At 57.2% G+C, this 589-nt stretch carries 1 pseudogene; it reads left to right on the forward strand.

What is annotated here, in order from left to right:
• Positions 1-438 (forward strand): annotated as a pseudogene (locus tag APY03_RS43010) (glutamine synthetase); the annotation flags it as partial.
• Between the last annotated feature and the right edge of the window lie 151 nt (positions 439-589).

Here is a 589-nt window from a genome sequence, read left to right on the forward strand (position 1 = left end):
TATTCGCTGGCGCCAGATCGCGTGACCTGGGCCAAGGACAACCGCGCCGCGATGGCGCGTGTCATCTCCGCACCCGGCGACCCGGCCAGCCGGGTGGAGAACCGGATCGGCGAGCCGGCGGCCAACCCCTATCTCTACCTGGCTTCCCAGGTGTTTTCCGGGATCGACGGCATCCGCCGCCAACTCGATCCGGGGCCGCTGCAGGAAACACCCTATGCGGCGGACGTCACCATCCTGCCTCATAACCTGTCCGAGGCGCTGGAGGTGCTGGAAACCTCGAAATTCTTCCGTGAGGCATTCGGCGAGGAATTCATCCGTTATTGGTTGCATTTGCGGCGCAGCGAATGGAAAAGGTTCGTTGATGCCGAAGGGCAGGTGGATTTCTCGGGTGATCCGGTTACCAACTGGGAGCATCGTGAATATTTCGAGCTTTTCTGATGACTGCCATGAAGAAGTACGCAGTTATATGGTGCTCGGATGCATCGGGTGACTTGGAGTTGCAGGAAAAAATGATCTCGGCCTTTGGCCGGGAAAATGAAGAATGGGAGATTTTCTGATGACTGCCATGAAGAAGTACGCAGTTATATGG

Source organism: Variovorax sp. WDL1 (assembly GCF_001541225.1).
Classification (GTDB): domain Bacteria; phylum Pseudomonadota; class Gammaproteobacteria; order Burkholderiales; family Burkholderiaceae_C; genus Variovorax.